The organism is Pseudomonas sp. BN607 (genome assembly GCF_029871175.1).
GTDB lineage: Bacteria > Pseudomonadota > Gammaproteobacteria > Pseudomonadales > Pseudomonadaceae > Aquipseudomonas.
Genome location: NZ_SSOE01000053.1, coordinates 99,583 through 122,863, shown reverse-complemented (window position 1 = coordinate 122,863; position 23,281 = coordinate 99,583). Strand labels below are relative to the sequence as shown.

The following is a 23,281-nucleotide window of genomic DNA, read 5'->3' as shown; positions in this document are numbered from 1 at the left end:
ATTATGAGCATCCTTGGATTTTTCCCGCGGGGCGGTGTACTCTACAATTCAGCACCAAAGGTTCTAACTCGACTAAATTACCATTTAGTTTAGTTATATGCGCATCAGGCTTGGGTACCAAAATTCTCCTGCAGCAGATGACCTGGTTCTTTCATCTGGTACCGATTCAACGCTAAGGCTGGCCCCGGCCTGCGCCGATCGGTTTCGGGACTGGTACCAAACGACCCCAGCCGACAGCCAACGGCTATCAAAGAACTTACTCCACGAATGCGGACTAACAAAAGCAGCTGGCGACCGGTGCCAGCCCCTCGCTGCGCGCGTGTCCGTCCCCGGCCTCCATCAGCTTTTTCCTAGGGCGCGTTCTAGTCGTGACGCGCTGTGCTCGCCGTTGGCCGTCGTCGGCGTCGAGTCTTGGAACACGCGGACGGAAATCAGGACAACAAGGTTCGTGGTCTTTTTGTTGGTCGAACGGTACTCAAACAAACGGCCAAGCCAAGGGATGCTGCGCAGCCCCGGAACGCCTGATACAGATTCTTCCGTACTCTGCTGCCGCAAGCCGCCAAGCAGAACACCGGCGCCGTCATGGAGCGTAATCTTAGTGTTCAAGCGCCGCGTATTCGTGATGATGTCCGAGGCCGTACGGTCGTTCGACACGCTCGATGCACTCTGCTTGATGACCAGCTCAACGTCACCCGTTGGGGTAATCGTCGGAAGCACATCGAGCGTTAGGCCAACGTCTTGGCGCGTAATGGTCTGGTAAGGGTTTTCAGCCGGGGTCGCTGCGCTGGTCGTAGATCCGGTCAAAAACGGCACATTCTGGCCAACCACGATGCTGGCTTTCTCTCGATTGAGGACCAAGAGTTGCGGCGTGGACAACACTTGGCTATCGCCAGAGTTCTCAACAGCCTGGACGAACGCGCTAAGTTTCGGCCCCGAAAAGGTCAACTCAGTGCCAAGGTCTGACCGACTGGACATGGTAACGCTCGCTAAGCTCAGATCGCCAAAGACGCCCTTGAGGTTCGCCCCAAGGCTTCGAAAGTTACTGTCGGAAAGCTCAGCAACTACAGCCGTAATCAGCACTTGCTGACGCGGCTTATCTACCTCAGGTAACAGCGTGTTCATCAAGTCAAACTGCGCTTGGGTGCCTGCAAACACAAGCGAATTACTTGTTGGCAGCGAAACGAGTATCGGCCGCCCTGCCCCTTTTTCGTGCGCAAATGCTGGCATCACGGCATCAATCACATAGGCCGACTGGACGTATCGCAGCGGGTACACATGGTTGATCACCGGTTCTGCAACTTCCGGCACTTGCTCGGGCGGCATCACTACAAAAGGCGCCGAATCGGCGTTGCCCTGGAGCAGCGCCGGTTGTTCGAAGTCGGCTTCTACATCCGGCATCTTGACTGACGAAATTGTCGCTACGTCAGCAGCGATAACGTAATTCAAGCCGACCGACTCAACCGACCGTTGCAGCAGAAACTCTAGCTGTTGTGGCGTCTCATAACTGCCATACAGCGATATCTTTTTGTTCGACAAGTCGGCGCCGATGATGATCGGGTGATCAAACTTAGGGCCTACAAATTTCACTACATCTTCCAGCGGCGTATTGGCGAACTCGACACGATCTGCGAGCGCAACCGAAGAAAACGCCATGACAAGCAGCATCACCAGTTTGCGCATAAATCACCTGAACACAAAGAACGAACCGGTTTTAGACTCAAGCCTAAGCTGACCGGCGCCGAGCGGATACACACCAATACCAAGGCTAATTAAGTCGTCCGAACTGATCTTCTTGGATCCGTCCGAAAGCTCGTAGTACCAATTCCCATTGAAGTTACGAGAAGACACGATCTTGTAACTGCGGTACTGCTCAAGGCCGCGCTGAACAGCCGCGATAGAGGCTTCGGGAGTAGCCTCGGGAGGACGCAGGTACATCAATACGCCAGTGGCAAGCGTTGCCCCGACGAGGACGCAAAGGACGCGATTCAATCGACGCCAATAGATCTTTGTAGCTCTCACAATGAAACCCCAATTCAATGCAGCCGCTGGAATCCGTCGAGGGATTCGCCCGGGCGGGATAACGCAATACGTCCCGACCTCCTCCGTACTGTCGAACTTTTGCCGCGTGTTATACGCACCGTAAAGCGAAGTCCCCCGGAACTGTTCAGAGCCAACACGAAGCGCACTCGCCCCAAGGCCATAGCGAATAACCGCGTGATGCATTCGCGGAAGATGCCCCTTCCAAAACCCAAGAGTCACAATGAATCCAATCTGAGAGACGCCCGGAATCTTCATTCGATCAAGACGCATCAAGTACACCACGTGCTCGCAAATACTTTTCTTAATCTGCGAATTTAGTACATCGATGTTCTGAATCAGAATGTACACATCCCAACACATTTTGCGAATCAGGATGAACAGATTAAACAGGTCGCGCGCGGCGCCTTTGTTGTAGTCGTGCGAGTTTAGCCAAAGTGCGGCTTCGTCTAGGACAATGACACCAAACTTAGATTCATCATAGAAATCCGAGTTTTCCGGCTTGCCATCTCCACGACCAAGAGCACGAATATCATCCGCTGTAGGCATGTCCGGAAGCCTGCATACATTAGCAGTTGTGTTCTTTTCACTAAGCAGCTTGCCAATACTGATATCGAAGTTACAGGCAACCCTGCGCTTTTGAAACAGATACTGCTGTATCTTAAAGACAGCGTATAACGACTTCCCTGCCCCAAGCTTTCCAGTCACAGCATATACAGCCAACTTAGCCTCCCTGCTGGCTTATCGTTGCCAAGCGAGCTTTCCAATCAAACCCAGCTTTGATGAACCGGGCACTGATGCAAGTAGAGATACAAATGCCGGTATTGTCCGGCAAGAATGCGACAAGCAGTGACGAATATTCAGGCGGAAACTGGGTTGCAAGTGCCCCCATTAGCGCCTCTAGAGACGCATAGGCCGCCGCAAACATAATGCCCAAGCCAACAATGGCGCTCCCCAAATGAAAGAGCTTTTCGGACATGTAGCGGCCAAACGTCTCAGCTAAAAACGTCGCTATGCCGGAGAGCAGCAACAGAATAGCTGGCATCTTCTTTAAGCCTCAGAATTATTAGTGCCCAGTGAAGTCATGGTGCGATACACATAGATCATCGTGAACACGGCAAACATCCAGCCGAGTATTTGTTTCACAAACGTGTAGCGACAAACATCAATTGTGATAATAGTCCACTTCAAATCCATGACCGGGTTGACGCATACGCCTGGAGCGGGGAGCATCGAACCGAAACGCTGCAATAAACCATCTTCTGCGGACTGTTGAATCTTATCGCCCTCGATTACAACGTCGTCGTAAGCGCTCCACACACCATCTTGGGCGGTCTTCACACTTTCAGACGATGCAGAGAGAGTGCTATTCAATCCTTGAGCTGAAACATACTCAGCGCAGCCGGCTTCACCAAAGTTCAGGCCCTTACACGGAGTGCCAGACGAATCAGAGCCGCCAGAAGAACCACCGCTATCACTACCACCATTGCCAGAGCCGCCGCTGCCAGTTCCACCAGACCCGTTAGAGCCATCACCAGAGCCGCCCCCATCACCGCTGCCGCTACCACCAGTCTCACCCGTACCGGTGCCAGAGCCATCACCAGAGCCCCCACCACTACCACCGCTACCGCTTCCATTGCTGCCTCCGTCATCGCAGTCAAAAACGCACCCGGGATTAGTCGGCGTGCCCGTTCCATCATCACCAGGATCAGTGGGTTCTTCGGGTTTCACCAGTGGATCACCCGTCCCACCTGGAGAGAGTGTATTGCCATTGCATGACTGGCCGGTAGTCATCAGGCTGTAATTACAAAAACCTTGCGTAGTTGATCCGGTAACGAAGTAACAGCCAGTAGACTTATCGGAACCGTTCTCGTACTTCTGCTCAACCATACAGCCGTCTAAGCACCCTTGCTCAGGTGTCCTAGTGCCAACTACAAATTTGCCGTCAACCTCACTAACTGAACCAACAGCACTTTTAACCGCCACGCTTTGTCCGGCGGCGCACCCTTTTTCAACTACATATACTGTCGTTTTTATATCCTTCCAAACGCTAGCCAGATTAAGCCCCTGCATATTACAGGTATACGAATACCCTGCTACTTTCTCAGTGGCAGACAGGTATTTTGATTCCGTATATGACCCGCTCGTATTGAAAGAGGCAAATGATGCTGTGCAGGCTTCTTCAAGTGTGGCGTAGTGAGTGGTCGAAGAAGTGGATAACTTGTATGACACCGCTTGAGATTGCCCCGACGCCAAAAGCGCCGAGGCAGTAAGCAGGGTCAAAATAACCCTGCGGAACACTTAGCTGGTTGCCTTGCTCAGGAACTTGCGCACGATCTGGATGCCGGAAGTGGCACCCCAGTAAGCGGCAAAGATCACACCGACTACGCCGAGAATGGTGGTCAGGTTCTCGGTCAACGAAGTTTTGATCGGATCCATGAACGCCGTTACATCGAAGCCGCCCGAGCCTTCAGCGGCCATTGCAGCGCCGGAAATGCCCATTACAACAACAGCGGAAGCAACGCTGCGAACAGTAGTTTTTTTGAAGAACGATTTCAGCTTTTCCATTAGCTCACACTCACATCAAGTAGTTGTTTAAAGCCTAACAAGGTCCGGCCAATCATCCAGCCAGCCCCGAAGACACAGCAAAAGAACCCCAGCAGGTACAGGTAAACTTCAAAAGTTAATGCCATGCTTACCTCTGGTGCCCATGAATCATGCCCAGCCCTGCCAAGAAGACAATGCCTTGCATGAATTGGAGTAGCCAGATATCACCCAGTGTTATCTGGCCAAGAATTTCAGTCACGCCGATTTGACGCTGTTAATGCGACGACCTTGGCGCGGGTCAACCTCAAAATTCAGGCGACCATCACGCACAGTTGCAATAATGTCGCACTCATAAGTACCGGGCTGCGGAACTTCGTTAGCGGCCTGCGCATAGAAGTCGCACATCTGCGGATAAGGAATGTTCGGCAGATGAACGAAGCACGTGAACATGCAATACGGCTTCTGGCTCTTGGCCGCGATGCCAGAACGCTGCTGACCGGTAACTTCCACAATGAGAGTATTAGACATGGTGTTGCCCTCTTTTTTTTCAAATGGCGGCCGAGAACTTTGCCCGGCTCATTAAATGCCCAGTTGGGCGAAAATAAATGCTAGCCACACACCAGTGCATACAGAGCAAAGATCACGGCCGGTATCGCCAGATACCACATAGAGAAGTCGAGCATGGTTAGTAGCCCATCCAATCGGCTATACAGGTAGTGCCGCGAGACTCGCTTACAAGAGTCCATTGTTTCTCAGGCTTAGCGCCCTGCTCTTTTCGTACTTCAAGCACTTTTATGGTCTGTGCAACTTGCTCGGCAAGAACCGGATTCATAAACGCCTGAACTTGGCGCTGTTGTTCCAGTCTGCGCTGCTGCCCAGGTGAAAGCTGTGTGCCTTGAAAGCTTACAGTTTTCATGCCGCCACCAGATGCAGGTGGCTTGGACGACGATACCAAGAAGGCACTGGCAATTCGCGCTTGGTAACTTCCCGGCATTGACGAACGAATACAGGCGCAAAACGCGACGTATCGCAGGCGTTGCGAATATTTATCCCGATACGATTAAGTCTCGCAGCGTTTGTCTTGACCTGCGACTTGGTGAAATCAAACTTATGTCCGTGCATCCAGAGAATCGCTGCGGAGGCGGTAGAGTTTGCAGCCTGTCGGCTGTTTACTATTTCGAGTTCAAGTAACTTGTCTGCGATAGTCATCATATCCATGGCCGTAACCTGCAATCGCTCGTCAATGGCAAGAAATTCGTTGTGTATATCAATGAAGCGGGCTTCCTTAAAAAGGCCCCAGTAGGCCAGCCCTTCGCGCTTCAAATACTCTGCTTTCAACTCTTGTTCCATACGCACTACGCCATTCTCGACGCAGTAATCGCGGACTTGCACAACATACTTGTACTCTTCCGAATCTTCGCCAAATTCGCGCTTAATCTTTGGCAACAAATTTTGATCCATTTCGAAAGATTTTTCGTATGCCTTTCGGTACTGTAGGCGACCGCCCTTACCATTCCCCTTGGGAGTCCAAGCAACTGTTCTACCGTTCGGATACAAGTAGCCAATACTATGACCAATGCGCTGCGATGAAACGCCGCGCAAGTAAGCAAGTGCATTCCCTTCGCCGAGAGCGACGTTAGTCGTCAGGTCAATGCGATGTATAACCGCGCCGTCAGCTACAAGATCACCAGCTTTGCCGCCCGATGCCCCATCGCGAAGCATTACGCGAGTGCATCGCGTAAAAGGCGGCAGGCCATACTGAGCAAGTAACGCGTTGTACACAGCAACGCACTGGTCAATGGTTGTGAATCCAAAAAGGTTGTCCATGCGCCCTACCCGGCTCGGGTTGCCATCAATGCGCACATTGCGGCCGGACACATGAATCGTCACGGAGGTGGAAAAGCTTTCGCGGTGAACAAACCGTGGCTGCTTCGTGCTTAGGACTTCGTCCGTATTGGCGTCAATCGTCAGCGTGAACACATCGCAGACGACCGGCAGGTCGTGGTCGTGCTCTTGAGAGATTGTCAGCCAGTCGATGAACATCCGCTGTCCTTAGCGATCCATTGCCGTCTGGGAATCCGTCAATATCGGAATCCCGGTACAAAACTGGCAGAATTCTAGCCATGGAGGATACCGACATGCAAGACAAAATGTACCGGGATACCGGAACTGTACGGAATGACAGTGGTTACGCTGCGGAGGATATGAGCAACGTAACCGAGCGATCTATGATTCTCAGCGCAAACCTGAAACGTTTTCGGGAGGCACGCGGCTTGACGCAAGAGCAGGTGTGGGAGGCTTCCGGGATCAGCAAATCAAGCTATACGTCCTACGAGGCCGGCAGGAGCATGCCGTCTGGTGACAAGATCGTCGCCATGGCGAAGGTGCTTCGCGTCACCACAGATGAGCTGTTGCTCAACGCTGACGAGCTATCGGTATCCCAAGACCTAGCACCCATATTACGGAGGTTTGAGGCCCTGCCGGAGGCTGCGCGGATTCAAGCCCGCATTGCCCTGAAAGGTGTGCTTTTCGGATACGAGCAAGAAGCTCTGCGATAACCCTGAAAGTATGGAAGTCCATACCAAAGTGGGGGTGTAACAGCACCCCCACCCTCGGTCCGCCTTCGGCGGCCCTCTCCAGCCCGAGTTAGGGCGACCACAAATCAAGATCAAAAGCGCCTCCGGCGGGCATCCCTTTGATGCATCGGCGGGAGGCCGGGAGGAAAAGCGCCTCCCAGCCACCCACCTCAGAGGATAAAGGGGCGAGGCGTGGTAAAGGGGCGCTGCGCTCCGGGACTCCGTTCATCGTGACGATGAAGCGCTGTCACGACGAGCCGGGGTCGCGGCCCTTGACCATTCAAGACGGCGCCGGGACGGTTGGCCAAAAGCAAAAAAGCGGTACCAGACTCCCGTCCAGGACCGCTTCGCCGGCAAATCAATTGGTACCGATCAGATGAGTTCGGCAGTGCGCTCAAGCAACTCAGATGCAGCGGCTCGGGCACGTTGAATCGTCGCCTCAGCGGCCTCAAGCCTCTGCATCAGCCGCTTGTTCTCGTGATGCTGTTTCGCGACGGTGGCCCGCAATTCAAGGTAGCCAATGGCGGCAGACTCAACAGCACGTGAGCCAGTATTTCTACAGGTGGCCGCCTTCAATTGCTCAAGAATTTGGTCGTCCATGTTTGGGATCTTAATCAGCATTTTGGTACCTATCCTTGTTCCTGGGAGTCGCCCCGGGTTGCAGTAATGGTACCATTTTATCTCGATAGAATCCATTTTTTGGTACCAAAAGCCCTTCGATCGATCTAACCAGGTTGAGTGTTTTGGTACCTGTCAAAGGTCGTCGATCAGCCGGGCGACCTCTCGCAGCTTACTGATAAGAACGTCCAGTTCGGCGGATTCGTCGTCCAACTGGCGAACCCGGGCACGCAGCTTGCGCACGTCTGCGACTAGGTTGCCGTAGGAGTCAATCAGGGATTCGACCGCGTGCTCAGGGTCGGGATTGACCATATAAGCCTTGGCATCGCGCACAGCGCGTTCGGAGAGCGTGAGGGGGATTCTCATAATCGACCCTATGTTACGCGACGCCTGGAGCCGGTGGCATCTTCCAGACGTCGCTCAACATAAGGTCAGAAACATTATGGGCAGTTTCGTGTGGAGGTGCCAGGGCCGTGGGTGGGTAGATTTGAAGCCAGGCCCCTGGGCTCAATCACTGGGTCGCAGATCGAGCTTGGACCTCAGCGATGTAACTCAGCACGAATGGATCCTGCGAGCCTCGTTCCTTGTACTAGCCACCTACGTTGGCCAACGTCCACCGCAGCAAACTCATCAGCACTGGCTCAGAAAATTTGGAGCTGGCCGACTCCTATTGATACCGGCTATTGGTGAACACATCGCGATACTTCTCGAATGAGTGGTCCTGGCTGATCAGGGCTAGGCTCTTGCGAATAGCTGCAGGCATCGCGTGAAATAGTATCAGCAGATCGTGAGCGCCACGCTTTTGTTTGGGTGGAATCTTGCCGATCGACTGCAGGTACTGGTGAGCCATTTTGAGTGCTTCGACGTCAAGCTATAGGTTTCGCCGGACGTACCTTCATGCTGATCTGGCACGGAAATCAAGCTTTTTAGCAGGATTGCCATACCGATCGGTGCATTGTCCATGCCGACATGCGGGAGGTTTTGGACGTCTAGAAGCTCAGCGGCCTTGAGGTAGTTATGGGCGCTTTCAAGCATCCAGCCTAGAAAGTGAGTCATTAAATGGTGCTACTCGATAGTGACTGCAGCCGAGGGTAGCTCATTCTTGAAGGCTAGCGTGCAAACGTGGACGTTAGCGATAACGCATGAGCTACCCCTAGCTAAATAGATGAGCTACCCTGCCCTTATAATATGAACGCAAGGGATAACTACGCTAAATAGTCATTTAGTGTAGTTACATTCCTCTACAGCCATGCGCTAAAGCCCTCAATCAGAAAGCGACGGCTACACGCAGGTTTATTCGGTTCTGCTCCTTGAAGCCGTCACTGACGTTTATATCCCTTCCGTAAAGAGCCATAAGATGCAGCCGCGGATCCAGCTGATAGCCTACCCCAGCGGTAAATTTGGTTTCGGTGGCTTGCCCAGTAGCTTGATTCCCATCGACATCGACCGCGCCGATCCACGAATGAGCGATGCCCACCCTTAGGTCGAGTGCAGGACTGACGTGGTATCGACCGAACGCCTGAACTTGATAGGTAGGGTCCTGCTCCATCTTCAGCTTTTGGGGGCCGTACTCGTCGTTTGCGCCATAGGCGGTAACATCCGCTGCCAGATCTACCGTGAACTTTGAACCCAACCCATGGATGTAGCCTGCTTGTAGCGCATAGCGCCAACGGTTTTCGCCCATATTCAGCGCCTCGTTGTGGTCATAACTACCGACGGGGACGTAGATGAATGGAGTAATACCGAAATACCGCCTATTCACTGGATCATTCAATGTCCAGACAGTGGCAGCGAGGATTGGGTCCCCTACCCCGGCGTTGGCACCCAGGGTGCTGCCATAGTCCCCTGTTGCTTTCAAGTTTCCGAACGGCAGGAGAATTTGCGGGTCGATGATGTAACCTTTGACATCCATGAAATGGATGGCCCGCAGGATCCCGACATCTGTACGCAGGCGACCGTCGCCTGATACATCGTGGCCGTCCGAATATAGCTTCTTGCTCTCGCTATGCTGCATATACAGCAAGCCGACATTGGTACCAGCCGGGGCCGCAGTATAGTCTCCGGCATCAATATCGATTGCGCTTGCGCCTTCGCTTAACAGCATGAAGCATAGGGACGCTCTCCTTAGGTGATGGGCCCATTGATTAAGCGCGTGCAACAGTACTTTTTTCATTACAGACTCCAGGATTGGTTTAGAGGGCATAGCCCTATAGCAACCAGGGTGCCATTACAAAAAAGACGGTATTCGCACCTGTAACAATTCATGAATTTCATTTCAATTCATGAATATAGGCAATCCACAACGCGGTCCCAGAGGCATTTTCTTACGCCCATGACTGATGCAGCCACATTCGTTCGGGTCATATTGAACCGCGCACCAACGAGTCGCTGGGTCAGGCTGAACCACCGCCCAGAAAACCCAACTTTAAAACAATAAATCACTCACTCCACACTTGACGAAAGTACAATATTGTCCATACAGTCCTTGCTTAATCAAACGCTTAGCTTGGATAATAAGGGCCTTCACCCATGGGTATTTTCGATTGGAAGCATTGGCTGGTAATCCTGCTTATCGTATTGGTACTTTTTGGCGGCAAACGCTTAAGATCACTGGGGTCCGATCTCGGCGAAACCATCAAAGGTTTTCGTCGCTCCATTGCTGATGAAAGTGCCACGAACGAGAAGCCGACTTCGATGGAAACTGATATTGCGCCGGGGCGAAATGGGGAATACTAAGAGATGTAAGTCCCCGCTACCGCAAGCGCTGCTTGCAAGCCAGGTGCGCTCGGCCCGCTGACAGCTCGGCCGCATCATTGCCACTACAGGGCCGCGGTAGTCGCGCTGACCCAGGGCCCTAGGCTGGATGATTTCACCCTTGAAGCCGTCCAGCCCCCCCCCGCGCTCTATATTGGTGCAATGGCTTCGATTCGCACCTCGCAAGGCCGCCTGGATCGCCTTCGTCGGCTGGGGAAGATTGATCGGCAACGACTTGTCCGAATTCACGCCCGCGTTGTAGACAGCAAAACACCTGCCTACATTGCGCTTGCGGTATTAGCTGACGTTAACCGGGTATCCAACATCAGTAAGGCAGTGCTCTGACCTACGGAGCACTGTCCTGGATGCGCAGGCATCAATCTTGCTTTCCTAATCAAACGTCGCGATTCAGTAACGGCAGCGCGGAAGGAGCCCCCCATTTCGTTACCGGTCGAATTATTCTAACAACAGGGGCAAGTTAAAATGTTACCGATCACACAATCCTCAGTGTTCGATATCCAGCGTGCCCGCGCGATGTTCTTTCAAGACGGTACCGATCCAGCAGGGCTCATCGACCCGACGGTGCTGGAGTCGTGGAGGCGCTGCGCGCAAATTCATCGTCGGACCGGCGGGGATGTCGTGTTCAATGTGAGGGAGCGCAGCATCGTTTCAACGGTACAAGAAGCCAATTCAGGGTTGATCCAGGATTTCAACAGCGTGCTTGAGGCATTCGCACGTGTACTGGACAGTTCAGGATTCCATCCGGTACTCGTCGATACGCACGCGACCACCATCGCTCGCTCACATAATCCTCTGCGCTCGGCGGGTGCGCTCTACGATGCATTGCAATTAGGTAGCGATATGTCAGAAGCGGCCATTGGTACGGCTGCGATGAACTGTGCGCTGGCGTCACATCGCCCTGTGCAGGTGTTTGGTCATGAGCACTACTTCGACGCCAACGCGTCATTCTCCTGTGCTGCTGCCCCTATCTTCGGCTTTGATGGCCGTCTGCTCGGCGCGGTGAACTTGACAAAATATACCCAAGGCCGGGAATTTGGCGCATTGAGCTTCGTCGAAAGCTGCGCCACCGCGATAGAGCACCGCCAGCTGGAGCGCCTGCTGGCTCACCTCACGATCCGCATCTCCTGGACGGCCAATGGTGAATCACGCAACGCAACCGTTGCGTTCGGCGAGGATGGGCAAATCCTTGGCATGACACGAGAAGCAAGCCGGATTCTCAACCCGCTGGCTCAAGCCCTGGGTTGGCTCTCGTTCGAAAAAGTCTTTGACGGTGAGTTTGGCCACTGGCACGACCTGCTGCGCCGAGCCTGCCGCCCTCTTCCCATCAAGCTTAAATCCGGCCTGTTCGTATTTATCGAGGCGCGCAACCACTCGCAACCCAAATCTACATTGCCTGCGCCTTCGCCCCGGCTGACTCTCCCCCAGATGGGCGATCCCTCGTTCGATGGCAATTTCAATTTGGCGCTCAAGGCTATCGGGCGCGGATTGCCGATTCTGATACGCGGCGAGACGGGCACTGGCAAGGAGGTGATCGCACGCAGCCTCCATACTCACCATTGTCCGAGCCGGCCATTTGTAGCCATCAATTGTGCAGCCATTCCTGAGACCCTTATTGAATCGGAGTTGTTCGGCTATATGGACGGCGCTTTCACAGGCGCCAAAAAAGGCGGCGCTACCGGACGCATCGAAGAAGCGGACGGCGGGGTGCTGTTTCTCGACGAGATCGGTGACATGCCGGTGGTTTTACAAGCCCGACTGCTGAGGGTACTGGACGCTCAGGAGGTGACCCGGCTAGGCAGCGGCAAGGCGAGGAAAGTTTCATTCAATCTGATCTGCGCTACCCATCAAAGCCTGGAGACGCTAGTAGAGGCAGGGCGATTCCGTGCGGACCTGTTTTACCGCATCTGTGGCATGACAGTGCAACTAAAACCGCTTCGTGACAGAACCAACCTCGGGCAACTCTTCAGTGCATTGTTACACGACAAATGCGATCACACTGGCCCCTTGTCGACGCAAGCACTGCACCTGTTAAGCTCATACCCATGGCCGGGCAATGCACGCGAGGCTGTGGCGGTGCTCAAACGCGCAACGCTTATGTGCGAAGCTGATGAAACCATCACGGCGGAGCACGTTCGTTTTGCGCTGCCATCAGAGACGCGCTCCGCGTGTACCGAGCCTCTTCTGAAGCCCCCTGCCAGCGAAATGCTGCTAGCGGATCTGGAAGAGCAAAGCATCAGCGCCATATTGCGCAGTGTTCATGGCAATGTTTCGCTTGCTGCAGAGCGGCTAGGGATCAGTCGGTCTACGCTACAACGGCGAATCCGCAGCAACCCGAGGTTGCTGCGGAGCCGTGATGATGGAAGAAGCAGCGACTAGATCCGGTACTGCGCCTTGATTTCCTCGGCGCAGCGTTCACCGATCACCACGCAGGGCGCCATGGTGTTGCCCGTAGTAATCGCAGGCATGATGGAACCATCAGCGATACGCAATCCCTGAATCCCATAGACACGAAGCTTGCCGTCCACGACCGACATGTTGTCCGTGCCCATTTTGCAAGTACATGTCTCGTGGAAATAAGTACCCGCCGCGTTGCGGATAAAGCGCTCCAGCTCCTTGCCCTTCAGCTCCCCTGGCATGATTTCGCGCTTGGCGTAGGGCCTGAGGTGTGACGAGTTACCCAGCTCCCGGCAAATCTCCACGGATTTGGTCAGCGCCTTCATATCCTGATCGGTGGATAGGAAATTGGGATAGATCAGTGGTGGGTCCTCCGGGTTAGGGCCACTGATGGTCATATGGCCGCGACTCGTCGGCTGCACAATAGCCGCGGCGAGCACCCAGGCTGCCTTCGGAATGGTGTATTGCTCGCGCGTCACCTCGCTGGTGTACGGGAACTCCTCAAGGAATGGCTGTAAGTCTGGAGTTTTAAGTGCCGAATCGCTTTTCCAGAAGAATGTAAATTCAGCCGAGTTATTGCGGCCAGGCTCAGGGGTATTATATTCCCACATGCATCCCCCTAGCAGGATGTGGTCTTGAAAGTTCTGGCCGACGCCTTCCAGCTTCTGCACTACCGGAATGCCGTGTTTCTTCAAGTCAGCCTCCGGCCCAATGCCCGAGAGCATCAGAATTCGGGGCGTGTTGATGGCCCCCGTGGAAAGGATGACTTCATGCTTGGCGCTCACCCGATGAAGTTTGCCCTGATAGACGAACTCGACCCCCATTGCGCGCTTGCCTTTCAACGTCAGGCGGTTGACATGCGCCCCAAGCAACAAGGTGATGTTCGGACGATCCAGAATAGGGTGAATATAGGCCACGGCCATCGACACCCTGCGCCCGTTCTTTACGATGAGGTTAGGCATGCCAGCGCCGCCGGCGCCTTCCATGGTTTCGCCGTTAAGGTCTTGCACTTTAGGCATGCCGAAATCGCCCGCCGCCTCGACCAGCGCCGGGGCGATCGGATTGATAGGCGCCTCAGGTAGAGAGACATGTACCAGCCCTCCCTTCCCGCGACGCTTTGCATCGGCCGGGCCTTGCCAGTCTTCGATACGCCGGTAGATCCCCAGAACCGATTCATAATTCCAGGCCGACTCCCCGGAGACGTCAGCCCACATATCCCAGTCATTCTTGTGCCCCCGGGCCCAGACTAGGCCGTTGATACTTGAACCGCCACCCAACACTTTGCCCATGGGGAAAGGCGGCGTGCGGCCATTGAGCGTCGGTGTGGGCTGGCCTTTGAAACCCCAGTCACGCGAACTGCCCATGTTTTCGGGCCAGCGCGTACCATCCATCACTTGCGGTACATCGTCCGATCCCCCGGCCTCCAGCAATAACACTCTCACTTCGGGGTTATCTGCCAGGCGGCGGGCAACTGCACAACCTGCAGAACCCGAACCGCACACAATGAAGTCATACTCGGACGTCAGCCCCGCGCGGTTCTCGGTTTGCTGAGCAAACGCTTTGGAAGCGAAACCTGCCATCGCAGTAGCGGTCGCCAATGTGAATCCCGCGGCAACTGACGCCTTGAGAAATTCGCGTCGGCTTCCACGGCCCATGAGCAGTTCGCTTTCCATCCGGTTGACTTGCTCATTCAATGCCAGTTTGCTTACGTCTTGTTCGTCCATCTGTTGCTCCCGGAAAATCAAAATGGATAAATGGCAGGCGTTGCAGCGACAGAAACCCACTGGCTCTGCGTGAACTCTTCGGCGTTGACAGAACCGCCGAATCGCCCCCCATTCCCCGAGGCGCCCATGCCGCCGAACGGAACGTTGTACTCGGCATTCACGGTCTGATCATTGATATGCACCATTCCGGTGTGGAGGCGAGCAGCGATACTCATCCCTCTGGCCATATCGGCCGTGTGAATACCCGCTGCCAGCCCATATGGCGAAGAGTTGATCAGCGTGACCAGCTCATCGTCCGTTTCGAATGGCATGATTGGCGCCACGGGGCCGAACACCTCATCGGTAAACACTGGCATGTCTGGCGAGACCCCAGTCAGTACAGTCGCGTTGTAGAGCAAGCCTGGTCCTGGGCCGCCGGCCTGCAACACCGCCCCTTGAGCGATCGAGTCTTGAACCAGAGCATCAACACGCTGATGTTGGTGAGCGTTGATAAGCGGCCCCAGATGGACCTGGTCGACGTTCGGGTCACCGCTGAGCAGCGCCTCCGCGTGCCGGGTCAACGCTTGTGCGTAAGCATCTGCTACCGACGCGTGAACCAGATGACGGCCGGCTTGCATGCAGATTTGCCCTTGGTGCAGAAAGGCTCCCCAAGCGCCATGCGACGCTGCCGCTTCAATGTCGGCGTCTTGCAGCACGACAAATGCATTATTACCGCCGAGCTCCAGGGCCACCTTTTTCAGCAACCCTCCGCAAACCGACCCGATACGACGCCCGATGGCGGTAGACCCAGTGAACGAGATCATATGCACATTGGGATCATTGACCAGCGCCTCGCCCGCTTCGGCCTCACCCGGCAGGACCTGAAACACGCTGTCAGGCAGGCCAGCATCCTTGAACAGTTCGGCCAACAGTAGCCCCCCGCAAACAGACCCCTGGATGGCCGGCTTGAGCAAAACCGCATTGCCTAATGCCAATGCTGGGGCAATAGAGCGCATAGCCAGCAGCAGCGGATAGTTCCAGGGGGTGATCACGCCGACTACGCCGATTGGAATACGGGTCCACAGATTGAGCCGGCCCGGGATGGCTGAAGGGATGATTTGCCCGTGGGGCTGCGCAGCCAGCCCTGCCGCTAGGTAGAGTTGCTCACAGGACGCCTCGAGCTCCCACGCAGCCTTGGCCGTGATAGAGCCGCATTCACGCACATTCCAACTATTGAAAAGCGCCTGGCGGTCGCTTAGAAGTTCAGCTGCCTTACGTAAGACCTTCGCCCGCTGGTCAAAGGGCGCTGCCGCCCAGCTCCGCTGAGCTACCGCCGCCCGTGATGAACTATTGTTCACATCAGCAGCCGTTGCGAGCGTCAGGTCTGCCAGAACGCTTTGCGTTGCAGGCTCCATGAGCGGCACGGTCCCGCCGCTCAGTGGCCTGGCGTAGAGATGCTGGAGTTGTTCAGTCATGCGAAGTTTCCTTCTCTAGGTGTATGCCGACCGTAATCAGTATTTCGGGAACGGTTCACTGCTTCCCAAAACCTCGATAGCAACACGAATGCCAACTTGACTGTTCAACTCAAGACAAATTAAATCCTTTAAATTCAGTAAGATAAAGCCAATCAGAAAGGTCTCCAGAGGACGAGCTTCTTCCCGCTTGGCCATTACGTCAGCAGTGATTCAAATTGACCCATTCACTATGAATCACTGATCGCGAGACGCAGAGCACCCTGGACGCCAAACCCGAAAAGTCTTCGCCCGGAAGAACTTCAGGTGCGCTACTGTCTAAATTCCTGTCATGCGAGCCCGCCAAACCGCTTGTAAAAACTGTCGTTAACATCCGGCAACGGCCCATCCGCTGTCTCCAGCGCGGCATTCAGCCATGCCTCGGCCTTGGCAAACACCAAGCGATAGAGGTTGCGGCACAATTGGCGCGCAGCCCTTCCCTCCCAATCACCGGGCAGCAGTTCGTCAGGGAGTTGTGGGTCACGTAGCAGCAGCCTGCGGTACTCGTGGATCAGCAGCGTGCGCGCCAGGAAGCAATCCTGTGGCCCCAGCTCATCCTGCTCCTTCAGGCTTTGCCATAACGGCCGGAACAGCTGGATGAATTCGCTGTACTGCTGCCCCAGTTCGTCGATGCGCCAACTTTCCCTTACCTGTGCACGCATGGCCTTGGATGCCAGGACTTCTTGGGTGTGGGTTTCGAAGACGATGCTGTCGTCGTCGGCTTCAAGTTCGCGCAGAGTGGTGGCGAGGTCACCGCGATCGGCGCGCGGGCTGCCGAGCAGGTTCGGTGCCATCGCCCCGAAGCCCTGCCATTCCAGTTCTTCGCGCACGGCCTTGCGTTTGCCCGCATCGAGTTGCGACAGCAGCACCAGGGTCCAGGCGCCGTCCCAAGCTGGCTGGCTTGGGCTGTAGACGCGTTTGAACGCTTTCTCAAAGCGCCGGCGCCCCGTGCCCGTCAGGCTGTAGTAGCTGCGCCGGCCAACCTTTTCAGCGGTCAACCAGCCTTCCTTGGTCAGCCGGAAAATCGACGTGCGGATGAGGCGTTCATTGATGCCGATCGGCTCCAGCAGGTTGATCAGGCTTCCCAGCCAGACGGTCCCGCCGTGAGGTTCGATTGCATCGCCGTACAGGGTGATGATCAGGGAGCTGGCGCGGATCGGCGTCTGCTCCTGGAAGCGGGTGATCAGCGTATTCAGTGGGGCAAGATTGCTCATGGGCGAACTGTGCGCGGATAAAGTACCGACTATACCTGCGCGGCGGGCCGCCTGGCCATTGCGTGTCGCAGCCAGGCTCATGCGCTTGCCTGGCTTTTGGGGCGTACCCCAGTGTCTTCCATGCGTGGCCGTCCTGGCTCGGCTTCGCTCAGTGGCGGGCATTCGACCATGCTGTGCATGCAGCGCTGCGCCAGGTGCTGGTACTCCGCCGTCCCGCGCTGTTTCCAGGCTAGCTCCTGATCAGTCAATGGGCGTTTGACCTGCGCGGGTGAACCCATTAACAGGCTTTGCGCTGCACATTCAAAGCCGGCTTTGACGAAGGCCGTGGCCGCGACAATGCAGCGTGGTGCGACATGCGCGCCATCCATCACCACCGCGTTCATGCCGATCAAGGCATCTTCGCCCACACGACAGCCATGCAGCACGGCGCCATGGCCGACGTGGCCGTTGCGTTCTACCACGGTGTCGCCACCCGGGAATCCATGCATCACGCAGGTGTCCTGCACGTTGGCGCCCTCCTCCAGCACGATACGACCGAAGTCGCCCCTGAGCGACGCCAGTGGGCCAATGTAGCAACCGGGGCCGACGATGACGTCACCGATCAGTACCGCACTGGGGTGCACATAGGCTGTTGGGTGGACCACGGGCGTCAGCCCGTCCAGGCGATAGCAAGGCATGCCAAAAGCTCCTCAAGTGATTTGATGTGTCACTTGATCTTGTATCTCAATATAGCGACACGTCAATTACAGTTTTTGTATCATTTCGGGCGATTATGAGTCCAGGCTGGTAAATGCCGCCAAATGCTTTGATCATGCAGTATATGATCGTAGTAATAGCCGGAGCACGTGACCAGATCAGACTTCAGGCGCAGTACAAACAGATACGCGAAACGAATTTCAATGTTGCATATCTGTATCGTGTGGTGCATATACTCATTGCACCTGAGCGTGCTCCCGATCACGCCTCTGCAAAAAAACTCCAAGAAATGCCGGCATCACGACGTGCCGTGCGTGCAGCCAGAGGAACCCGTTATGCCCCGATATCTCGACGTGCAGGCGCCTGAATTCGGCGTACAGCTCATCACCCTGCAGCGGCCCGAGGCGTTGAACGCTCTGTGTACCGAGCTTCTGGAAGAGCTGGCCGCTGCGCTGAAGGTCGCCGAGCACGACGAGCAGATTGGCGCCGTCGTTATTACCGGTAGCACGAAGGCGTTCGCTGCCGGCGCCGATATCCGCGAGATGGCCGAGCGAGATCTGGTCGGGATTCTCAATGACCCACGCGTAGGCCACTGGCAAAGCATCGCTGCCTTCGCCAAGCCGCTGGTTGCTGCAGTCAACGGTTATGCCCTGGGTGGCGGTTGCGAGCTCGTGATGTGCGCCGACATCGTCATTGCCGGCACAGACGCCCGTTTCGGTCAGCCGGAGATCAACCTCGGCATCATTCCCGGCGCTGGCGGCACACAGCGCCTGCTGCGGGCGGTAGGTAAGCCGCTGGCGATGCAGATGGTGCTGACCGGCGAAGCGATAACCGCCCGCCACGCTCAACAGGCCGGGATGGTCGGTGAAGTCACCCAGCCCGAATTCACCGTGGAGCGCGCCCTGCAGGTTGCCCGCTGCGTTGCCGCCAAGGCGCCGCTGGCCGTGCGCCTGGCCAAGGAGGCTGTGCTCAAGGCCGGTGATACAGACCTGGCCAGCGGCCTGCGCTTTGAACGCCATGCCTTCACCCTGCTGGCCGGCACTGCCGACCGCGATGAAGGCATCCGGGCCTTTCAGGAAAAACGCCAGGCCCGCTTCCAGGGCCACTGATCATCAACCCCTCGACTGACGGAGCGAGTCTGTCATGACTTTCCAGCACATCCTGTTTTCCATCGACGACGGCGTTGCCCTCCTTTCACTGAACCGCCCCGAGCAACTGAACAGCTTCAACACCGCCATGCACCGGGAGGTGCGTGAGGCGCTAAAGCAAGTACGCCAGAGCAGTGAAGCGCGCGTGCTGTTACTGACAGCCGAAGGCCGCGGTTTCTGTGCTGGCCAGGATCTGTCCGACCGCAACGTCGCACCGGGTGCCGAAATCCCAGACCTCGGCGAGTCGATCGACAAGTTCTACAACCCGCTGGTGCGCACCCTGCGTGACCTGCCGCTGCCGGTGATCTGTGCGGTCAACGGCGTGGCTGCTGGCGCAGGCGCCAATATCCCTCTGGCCTGTGATCTGGTATTGGCCGCCCGTTCTGCCAGCTTCATCCAGGCCTTCTGCAAGATCGGCCTGGTGCCGGACTCCGGCGGTACCTGGTTGCTCCCGCGCCTGGTCGGCATGGCGCGGGCCAAAGCACTGGCCATGCTGGGCGAGCGTCTTGGCGCCGAACAGGCCCAGCAGTGGGGGTTGATCCATCGTGTGGTAGACGACGCCGCATTGCGTGACGAAGCCCTCACCCTCGCCCGCCAGCTTGCGACCCAGCCTACCTACGGCCTGGCGCTGATCAAGCGCGGTCTCAATGCCAGTTTCGACAACGGTTTCGATGAGCAGCTTGAACTGGAGCGCGACCTGCAGCGCCTGGCCGGGCGTAGTGAGGACTACCGCGAAGGCGTGAGTGCCTTCATGGACAAACGCACGCCGGCTTTCAAGGGGCACTGAACATGGAAGCACTCGCAAGCAATGTGCTGGTGGCGGTGATCGGTGCCGGCGCGATGGGGGCCGGCATCGCACAGGTCGCGGCCCAGGCCGGCCACCCGGTAAAGCTCTACGACAACCGGCCGGGCGCTGCCGCCCAAGCCATGGCAGGCATTGATCGGCAATTGGGACGGCTGGTAGAAAAAGGCAAGCTGTCAGCCAATGAGCGCGAAGCCATCAGCGCCCGGCTATGCCCAGTCGATAGCCTCGAGGCGCTGGCTGACGCCGGCCTGGTGATCGAAGCGATTGTCGAGCACCTGCAGGTCAAGCAGGCACTGTTCAGTCAGCTTGAAACCCTGTGCGCCGCCGATTGCATCCTCGCCAGCAATACGTCGTCGCTGTCCATCACCAGCCTCGCTGCCGGCCTGAAGCGCCCGCAGCAGGTGGTTGGCATGCACTTCTTCAACCCGGCACCGTTGATGGCGCTGGTCGAGGTAGTGTCCGGCCTGGCAACCGATCCTGAGGTGGCCGCCCGCATCCATGCGACTGCCCAGACTTGGGGCAAGCAGCCAGTGCACACGCGCTCTACCCCTGGCTTCATCGTCAACCGTGTGGCGCGGCCGTTCTATGCCGAAAGCCTGCGGCTATTGCAAGAAGGCGCTGCGGATTGTGCCAGCCTCGATGCGCTGTTGCGTGACGCGGGTGGTTTTCGCATGGGCGCGTTCGAACTCACCGACCTGATCGGGCACGACGTCAACTATGCCGTGACCCGTTCGGTATTCGAGGCATTCTATGGCGATTTCCGCTTCCAGCCTTCGCTGGTGCAGAAAGAACTGGTAGACGCTGGCCGCCTTGGTCGCAAAGCCGGCCAAGGCTTCTATAGCTATGCCGAGGGTGCCGAACGCCCCCAGCCAGCCGAGCTGACCAGCAATGCCAGCGTTGCGGCCTGTGTCATCGAGGGTAGCCTCGGGGTGATGCAGCCGCTGGTCGAGCGCCTGCGCCAGAGCGGCATTGCCGTGACCCAGCGTGCCGGTACTGGCCTGATCCAGGTGGGCGATGCCACCCTGGCCCTGTCCGATGGCCGCCTGGCCAGCCAGCGCGCCCGCGAAGACGGCTTGCGCAACCTGGTGCTGCTCGACCTGGCGCTGGATTACAGCAGCGCCACCCGCCTTGCCATCAGCTGGTCCGCCGATACCACTAGCAGCGCCCGCGACCAAGCCGTAGCCCTGCTGCAGCGTGCCGGCCTGAAGGTGACCGGCGTCGCCGACCTGCCCGGCCTGGTGGTACTGCGCACCGTGGCCATGCTCGCCAACGAAGCCGCCGATGCGGTGCTGCAGGGTGTCGGCAGCGCTGCCGACATCGACCTGGCCATGCGTGCCGGTGTCAATTACCCCCGCGGCCCGCTGGCCTGGGCCGCAGACATCGGCCTTGCCCACACCCTGGCCGTGCTCGACAACCTGCAGCGCAGCTACGGTGAAAGCCGCTATCGCCCTTCCCTGCTGTTACGCCGCTGCGAAGCCAAAGGAGGCACCCTGCATGACTGACGTGCAACTGGCACAAGCTTGTGCCGACGCCATGTACGCCCGCGACCACGCTACCCAGGGCCTGGGCATCACCCTGCTGGATGCCGGGCCAGGCCGGGCAACCCTGCGCATGCCGGTACGCGGCGACATGATCCAGGGCCACGGCACCTGCCATGGCGGTTTCATGTTCGCCTTGGCCGACTCGGCCTTCGCCTTCGCCTGCAACAGCTACGACCAGGCCACCGTGGCGCTGGGTTGCAGCATCGATTACCTGGCACCGGCGTTGCGCGACGACGTGCTTACCGCCTACGCCAGCGAGGTCAGCCGTAAAGGCCGAACTGGCTTGTACGACGTGCGCATCGACAACCAGCGAGGTGAGCTGGTGGCGATGTTCCATGGCAAATCCTACAAAGTGCGCGGCACCGTGCTGGCGCAGGAGACGCAAGATGACTGAACACACCCTGGCCGATGCCTTGATCATCGACGCTGTACGCACGCCGATTGGCCGTTATGCTGGGGCCTTGAGTGGCGTGCGTGCCGATGACCTGGCTGCCATCCCGCTCAAGGCGCTATTGCAGCGCCACCCGGAACTGGACTGGAAAGCCGTCGATGACGTCATTCTCGGCTGCGCCAACCAGGCTGGTGAAGATAACCGCAACGTGGCGCACATGGCCAGCCTGCTTGCCGGGCTGCCGCATCAAGTGCCGGGCACTACCATCAACCGGTTGTGCGGCTCGGGCCTGGATGCAATCGGCAATGCGGCCCGCGCCTTGCGCTGTGGTGAGGCTGGGCTGATGCTGGCCGGCGGCGTGGAATCAATGTCGCGCGCGCCGTTCGTGATGGGCAAGGCCGAGCAAGCATTTGGCCGTGCCGCAGAGCTGTTCGATACCACCATCGGTTGGCGTTTCGTCAATCCGCTGATGAAGGCCGCCTACGGCACCGACTCGATGCCGGAAACAGCCGAAAACGTCGCCGAGCAGTTCGCTATCTCCCGTGCAGACCAGGATGCTTTTGCCCTGCGCAGCCAGCACAAGGCCGCTGCGGCCCAGGCCCGTGGCCGCCTGGCGAGGGAGATCGTGCCGGTCGAGATTCCGCAGCGTAAAGGCCCGGCGAAAGTGATCGAACATGACGAACACCCGCGCGGCGACACGACCCTGGAGCAGTTGGCCAGGCTGGGTACCCCGTTTCGCGAGGGCGGCAGTGTTACAGCGGGGAATGCCTCGGGGGTGAATGATGGTGCCTGCGCGTTGTTGCTGGCCAGCAGCGCCGCGGCCCGCCGCCATGGCCTGAAGGCGCGCGGCCGCATCGTCGGCATGGCGGTGGCCGGTGTCGAACCGCGATTGATGGGCATCGGCCCAGTACCGGCAACGCGCAAGGTGCTGGAGCTGACCGGCTTGTCGTTGGCTGACCTGGACGTCATCGAGCTCAACGAAGCCTTTGCTGCCCAGGGCCTGGCCGTGTTGCGTGAGCTGGGGCTGGCTGATGACGATGCGCGGGTCAACCGCAACGGCGGCGCCATTGCCCTCGGCCACCCACTGGGGATGAGCGGTGCCCGGCTGGTGACCACGGCGCTGCACGAACTGGAAGAGATCGGCGGCCGTTATGGCCTTTGCACCATGTGCATCGGCGTTGGCCAGGGCATTGCCATGGTCATCGAGCGCCTCTGAGCGGTTCCGACCATCCGCTTGTTACCGAACTGAACGCAGCCGTATATGCTGCCTCCATGACACTCACCGCGCGGCCCGCAATGGGGCTTGCGCGGCGTACAAGAACAAT

24 protein-coding genes are annotated in these 23,281 nt (G+C 57.2%); 9 read left to right on the top strand and 15 right to left on the bottom strand.

Annotation, left to right across the window (positions count from 1 at the left end; genetic code table 11):
• Nucleotides 1–339: 339 nt before the first annotated feature.
• From E8E68_RS12655 to E8E68_RS12620, 8 genes are all read right to left on the bottom strand, one after another.
• The gene (locus tag E8E68_RS12655) at nt 340–1,680 is read right to left on the bottom strand and encodes a maturation protein (protein ID WP_280341132.1); all 1,341 of its coding nucleotides are present in this window, start codon (nt 1,678–1,680) and stop codon (nt 340–342) included.
• A 3-nt stretch (nt 1,681–1,683) separates the two neighbouring features.
• Complete coding sequence (locus E8E68_RS12650; RefSeq protein WP_280341129.1) at nt 1,684–2,760, bottom strand: zonular occludens toxin domain-containing protein; 1,077 nt, start codon at nt 2,758–2,760, stop codon at nt 1,684–1,686.
• A gap of 1 nt (nt 2,761) precedes the next feature.
• Complete coding sequence (locus E8E68_RS12645; RefSeq protein WP_019098610.1) at nt 2,762–3,082, bottom strand: DUF5455 family protein; 321 nt, start codon at nt 3,080–3,082, stop codon at nt 2,762–2,764.
• Nucleotides 3,083–3,087: 5 nt separating this feature from the next.
• On the bottom strand, nt 3,088–4,338 hold the full coding sequence (locus E8E68_RS12640; RefSeq protein ID WP_280341120.1) for a hypothetical protein: 1,251 nt from the start codon (nt 4,336–4,338) through the stop codon (nt 3,088–3,090).
• Nucleotides 4,339–4,605 (bottom strand): TrbC/VirB2 family protein, encoded by a 267-nt coding sequence (locus E8E68_RS12635; RefSeq protein WP_280341117.1) that lies wholly within the window; start codon nt 4,603–4,605, stop codon nt 4,339–4,341.
• A 234-nt stretch (nt 4,606–4,839) separates the two neighbouring features.
• Nucleotides 4,840–5,112 carry a propanediol utilization protein gene (locus E8E68_RS12630; protein ID WP_280341114.1) on the bottom strand — a complete coding sequence of 91 codons (273 nt, stop codon included), beginning with the start codon at nt 5,110–5,112 and terminating at the stop codon, nt 4,840–4,842.
• Nucleotides 5,113–5,269: 157 nt separating this feature from the next.
• Complete coding sequence (locus E8E68_RS12625) at nt 5,270–5,500, bottom strand: hypothetical protein (RefSeq protein WP_280341112.1); 231 nt, start codon at nt 5,498–5,500, stop codon at nt 5,270–5,272.
• Nucleotides 5,497–6,627, bottom strand: a complete 1,131-nt coding sequence (locus tag E8E68_RS12620) for a phage/plasmid replication protein (protein ID WP_280341109.1) — start codon at nt 6,625–6,627, stop codon at nt 5,497–5,499. Before E8E68_RS12620 ends, E8E68_RS12625 begins: the two co-directional genes overlap by 4 nt.
• A 95-nt stretch (nt 6,628–6,722) precedes the next feature.
• Here E8E68_RS12620 and E8E68_RS12615 point away from each other — a divergent pair, with 95 nt between their 5' ends.
• Nucleotides 6,723–7,142 carry a helix-turn-helix transcriptional regulator gene (locus E8E68_RS12615; protein ID WP_280341104.1) on the top strand — a complete coding sequence of 140 codons (420 nt, stop codon included), beginning with the start codon at nt 6,723–6,725 and terminating at the stop codon, nt 7,140–7,142.
• Nucleotides 7,143–7,532: 390 nt separating this feature from the next.
• Here E8E68_RS12615 and E8E68_RS12610 read toward each other — a convergent pair whose 3' ends face one another.
• The 3 genes from E8E68_RS12610 to E8E68_RS12600 form a co-directional block, all read right to left on the bottom strand.
• Nucleotides 7,533–7,781 (bottom strand): hypothetical protein, encoded by a 249-nt coding sequence (locus E8E68_RS12610; protein ID WP_280341101.1) that lies wholly within the window; start codon nt 7,779–7,781, stop codon nt 7,533–7,535.
• 132 nt (nt 7,782–7,913) lie between these two features.
• A complete protein-coding gene (locus tag E8E68_RS12605; RefSeq protein ID WP_280341099.1) occupies nt 7,914–8,144 on the bottom strand; it encodes a DASH complex subunit Dad3 in 231 nt (76 codons plus the stop codon).
• Between the two features lie 901 nt (nt 8,145–9,045).
• Complete coding sequence (locus tag E8E68_RS12600; protein WP_266029225.1) at nt 9,046–9,951, bottom strand: transporter; 906 nt, start codon at nt 9,949–9,951, stop codon at nt 9,046–9,048.
• A 356-nt stretch (nt 9,952–10,307) separates the two neighbouring features.
• Between E8E68_RS12600 and tatA the strand changes: the two genes are divergently transcribed.
• The 3 genes from tatA to E8E68_RS12585 all read left to right on the top strand — a co-directional run bounded on the left by tatA (nt 10,308) and on the right by E8E68_RS12585 (nt 12,929).
• Entirely contained in the window at nt 10,308–10,514 is a 207-nt protein-coding gene (gene tatA / locus E8E68_RS12595; protein WP_266029226.1) for a twin-arginine translocase TatA/TatE family subunit, read from the top strand.
• A gap of 57 nt (nt 10,515–10,571) precedes the next feature.
• Nucleotides 10,572–10,877: an XdhC family protein gene (locus E8E68_RS12590; protein ID WP_280341883.1), complete on the top strand. Its 306-nt coding sequence runs from the start codon at nt 10,572–10,574 to the stop codon at nt 10,875–10,877.
• A gap of 138 nt (nt 10,878–11,015) precedes the next feature.
• A complete protein-coding gene (locus E8E68_RS12585) occupies nt 11,016–12,929 on the top strand; it encodes a sigma-54-dependent Fis family transcriptional regulator (protein ID WP_266029228.1) in 1,914 nt (637 codons plus the stop codon).
• On the opposite strand, the gene E8E68_RS12580 is transcribed toward E8E68_RS12585, so the two are convergent.
• From E8E68_RS12580 to paaY, 4 genes are all read right to left on the bottom strand, one after another.
• On the bottom strand, nt 12,926–14,671 hold the full coding sequence (locus E8E68_RS12580) for a GMC family oxidoreductase N-terminal domain-containing protein (protein ID WP_280341872.1): 1,746 nt from the start codon (nt 14,669–14,671) through the stop codon (nt 12,926–12,928). The two genes, E8E68_RS12585 and E8E68_RS12580, sit on opposite strands and share 4 nt — an antisense overlap.
• Nucleotides 14,672–14,688: 17 nt before the next feature.
• Complete coding sequence (locus E8E68_RS12575; RefSeq protein WP_280341869.1) at nt 14,689–16,125, bottom strand: benzaldehyde dehydrogenase; 1,437 nt, start codon at nt 16,123–16,125, stop codon at nt 14,689–14,691.
• Nucleotides 16,126–16,451: 326 nt separating this feature from the next.
• Nucleotides 16,452–17,375, bottom strand: a complete 924-nt coding sequence (gene paaX, locus E8E68_RS12570; RefSeq protein ID WP_280341866.1) for a phenylacetic acid degradation operon negative regulatory protein PaaX — start codon at nt 17,373–17,375, stop codon at nt 16,452–16,454.
• A 77-nt stretch (nt 17,376–17,452) separates the two neighbouring features.
• Nucleotides 17,453–18,052 carry a phenylacetic acid degradation protein PaaY gene (gene paaY / locus E8E68_RS12565; RefSeq protein WP_266029232.1) on the bottom strand — a complete coding sequence of 200 codons (600 nt, stop codon included), beginning with the start codon at nt 18,050–18,052 and terminating at the stop codon, nt 17,453–17,455.
• A 354-nt stretch (nt 18,053–18,406) separates the two neighbouring features.
• Here paaY and paaF point away from each other — a divergent pair, with 354 nt between their 5' ends.
• Genes paaF through pcaF form a run of 5 tightly spaced genes read left to right on the top strand, consistent with a single transcriptional unit; the run spans nt 18,407 to nt 23,172 of the window.
• The gene (gene paaF, locus E8E68_RS12560; protein ID WP_266029233.1) at nt 18,407–19,180 is read left to right on the top strand and encodes a 2,3-dehydroadipyl-CoA hydratase PaaF; all 774 of its coding nucleotides are present in this window, start codon (nt 18,407–18,409) and stop codon (nt 19,178–19,180) included.
• A gap of 34 nt (nt 19,181–19,214) precedes the next feature.
• Nucleotides 19,215–20,006: a 2-(1,2-epoxy-1,2-dihydrophenyl)acetyl-CoA isomerase PaaG gene (gene paaG / locus E8E68_RS12555; protein WP_280341862.1), complete on the top strand. Its 792-nt coding sequence runs from the start codon at nt 19,215–19,217 to the stop codon at nt 20,004–20,006.
• Nucleotides 20,007–20,008: 2 nt separating this feature from the next.
• Nucleotides 20,009–21,526 (top strand): 3-hydroxyacyl-CoA dehydrogenase PaaH, encoded by a 1,518-nt coding sequence (gene paaH, locus E8E68_RS12550; RefSeq protein ID WP_266029235.1) that lies wholly within the window; start codon nt 20,009–20,011, stop codon nt 21,524–21,526.
• On the top strand, nt 21,519–21,959 hold the full coding sequence (paaI, locus tag E8E68_RS12545) for a hydroxyphenylacetyl-CoA thioesterase PaaI (protein ID WP_266029236.1): 441 nt from the start codon (nt 21,519–21,521) through the stop codon (nt 21,957–21,959). The genes paaH and paaI overlap by 8 nt, the downstream gene beginning before the upstream one ends.
• Nucleotides 21,952–23,172 (top strand): 3-oxoadipyl-CoA thiolase, encoded by a 1,221-nt coding sequence (gene pcaF, locus E8E68_RS12540; protein WP_266029237.1) that lies wholly within the window; start codon nt 21,952–21,954, stop codon nt 23,170–23,172. Before paaI ends, pcaF begins: the two co-directional genes overlap by 8 nt.
• Nucleotides 23,173–23,281: the final 109 nt, after the last annotated feature.